General features: G+C 69.2%; 2 protein-coding genes. Both read right to left on the bottom strand.

Annotated elements, in window-relative coordinates; translation table 11 throughout:
* Positions 1–1,692: efflux RND transporter permease subunit (locus AB7U92_RS25250; RefSeq protein ID WP_428583321.1), on the bottom strand; the 1,692-nt coding region annotated here is incomplete at its 3' end.
* Positions 1,693–1,703: 11 nt separating this feature from the next.
* On the bottom strand, positions 1,704–2,825 hold the full coding sequence (locus AB7U92_RS25245; protein ID WP_428583319.1) for an efflux RND transporter periplasmic adaptor subunit: 1,122 nt from the start codon (positions 2,823–2,825) through the stop codon (positions 1,704–1,706).
* Positions 2,826–2,827: the final 2 nt, after the last annotated feature.

Genomic DNA, 2,827 nt, shown 5'->3' with positions numbered 1-2,827 from the left:
GCCCATGCCGAGCACGCCCAGCACCAGCGTGGCGATGGTCAGGCCGATGGTGATCCAGCGGTGCGCCACGCACCAGTTCACGAGGGCCCGGAAGCGCGTGTAGAACGGCGTGTCGAAGAGCTCGTGCGGCTCGCCGGCGACGTTGCCGTTGTCCTTGTGCTTGAGGATCAGCGTCCCGAGGTACGGCACGAAGTACACCGACACCAGCCAGGAGATCAGCAGCGCCGCGGCCGTCACGGCGAAGATGGCGAAGGTGTACTCGCCCACCGTCGACTTGGCCATGCCGATCGGCAGGAAGCCCACGGCCGTGATCAGCGTGCCGGTGAGCATGGGCATCGCCGTCGCCTCGTAGGCGAAGGTGGCCGCGCGCACCTTGTCGTAGCCCTCTTCGAGCTTGCGCACCATCATCTCGACGGCAATGATGGCGTCGTCCACCAGCAGGCCCAGCGCGATGATCAGCGAGCCCAGCGAGATCTTGTGCAGGCCGACGCCCCAGTAGTACATCACCACGAAGGTGATCGCCAGCACCAGCGGGATGGTGATGGCCACCACCAGCCCGGGGCGCCAGTCGAGCCGGAACGAGGGCTTGAAGTGCAGGCCCAGGCTGACGAAGCTGACCGCCAGCACGATCACCACCGCCTCGAGCAGCACCTTGACGAACTCGTTGACCGAGCGCGAGACCACCGTCGACTGATCCTGGAACTGCTGCAGCTCGATGCCCACCGGCAGGTCGGCACGAATGGCCGCGGTGGCCTCGCGCAGCGCCTGGCCCAGCTCGATGATGTCGCCGCCCTTGGCCATCGAGATGCCCAGCGCGATCACCTCCTGCCCCTGGTGGCGCACCTTCACCTGCGGCGGATCGACGTAGGCGCGGCGGATCTCGGCGATGTCGCCGAGCCGGAAGCTCGCGCCGTTGGCGCGGATCGGGAAGCTGCGCAGCTCCTCGACGCTGCTGAACTGCCCCGCGACCCGCACCTGCAGGTAGTCGGTCGGCGCGTTGATGGTGCCGGCCGACTCCACCGCGTTCTGCTGGCCAATCTGCGCGATGACCTGATTGAAGTCCAGGCCCAATTGGGCCAAGCGCTTCTGCGGCACCTCGATGAAGACCTTCTCGTCCTGCGCGCCGAAGATCTGCACCTTGTTGACGTGCTTCACCTTCAGCAGCCGCTGGCGCACGAAGTCGGCTTGGTCCTTCAGCTCCTGGTAGCTGAAACCGTCGGCCGAGAGCGCGTAGATCGAGCCGTAGACGTCGCCGAACTCGTCGTTGAAGAACGGGCCCACCACGCCGGCCGGCAACGTGCCGCGCATGTCACCGATCTTCTTGCGTACCGTGTACCAGATCTGCGCCATCTCGCGGGGCGGCGAGTTGTCCTTCACCTGGAACAGGATGAGCGCCTCGCCGGGCTTCGAATAGCTGCGGATCTTGTCGGCGTAGGGCACCTCCTGCAGCGTGCGCTCGAGCTTGTCGGTGACCTGGTCGGCCACCTGCTGTGCCGTGGCACCAGGCCAGAAGACGCGGATCGCCATCGCGCGGAAGGTGAACGGCGGGTCCTCGTCCTGGCCGAGCTGGAAGTAGGCCGCGAAGCCCAGCAGCAGCAGCACGACCAGCAGGTAGCGCGTCAGCGCCGGGTGGTCGAGCGCCCAGCGCGAGATGTTGAAGCGCGACGGTGCCGGGTTCGCGGCGTGTTCCACGCGGGCCCCGCTCACTTGACGGTCACCGGCGAGGCCACCGACGCCGCCGCGGCCCGCGCCGGCTCGGCGTAGAACTTCACCTGCTGACCCGGGTTGAGCACGTGCACGCCCGCGGTGACGACCACCTGGCCGGGCTGCAGGCCGCTGCTGATGACGGCGTCGTTGCCGTCGGCGCCGGCCACCTGCACCGGCTGGGCGCGCACCGTCATGGTCTGGCGGTCGACCAGCCAGACGATGGTCTTGCCCTGCTCTTCCTTCAGGGCGGTCAGCGGCAGCTTGGTCACGCCCGCGGTCTGCGGCAGTTCGACGCGCACAGTTGCCGTCTGGCCGAGCTTGACAGCCGCCGTACCGACGTCGGCCTTGACGAGGAAGGTGCGCGTGACCGGGTCGGCCGCCGCCGAGATCTCGCGGATCGTGGCTGGCAGCGTGGCGCCGCCGTCGCCCCAGAGCTTCACGCTGAAGCGCCCGGGCACGCCGGCGAGCTGGCGCACCAGCAGCACCTTGTCTTCGGGCACGGCAAACACCACATCGCGCGGCCCGTCGTGAGCCAGGCGCAGCACCGGCGTGCCGGCGGCCACCACCATGCCTGGCTCGGCCTCGATGGCGGTGACCACGCCCTTGGCATCGGCCACCAGCGCCGCGTAGGCCGCCTGGTTGCCTTGCACGCTGCTCTGCGCACGTGCTTGCTCGAGCTGGGCCTGCGCGGCCTTCAGCGCCGTCTCGCGGCGCTCCAGCTCGGCCGAGCTGATGAAGCCCTGGTCGCGCAGCTCCTTGAAGCGCTTGAAGTCGGCCGCGGCCTGGTCGTGGTTCACCTGCGCGGCGGACAACGCCGCCTTGGCCGCCTCCTGGCCCAGCCGCAGATCCTGCGGATCGAGCTGCGCGAGCACCTGGCCGGCCCGCACGCTGTCGCCCAAGTCAGCCTCGCGGCGGACGATCTTGCCGGCGACGCGAAAACCCAGGCGCGATTCGGTACGTGCGCGCACCTCGCCGGCGTACTCGAGCACGCCTCCGGCGGTCTGCGGCGTCACGGTGAGGGTGCGCACGGCGCGCACGGGCGCAGCGGCAGGTTCGGGTTTGGAGCAGGCCGCCAGAGCGACGAGGCCGGCCAGCAGGAGCAGGTGGGTGGGCTTCATGA

It is taken from the genome of Piscinibacter sp. (genome assembly GCF_050175855.1).
GTDB lineage: Bacteria > Pseudomonadota > Gammaproteobacteria > Burkholderiales > Burkholderiaceae_C > Piscinibacter.
This window is presented reverse-complemented; position numbering and strand designations above follow the sequence as displayed.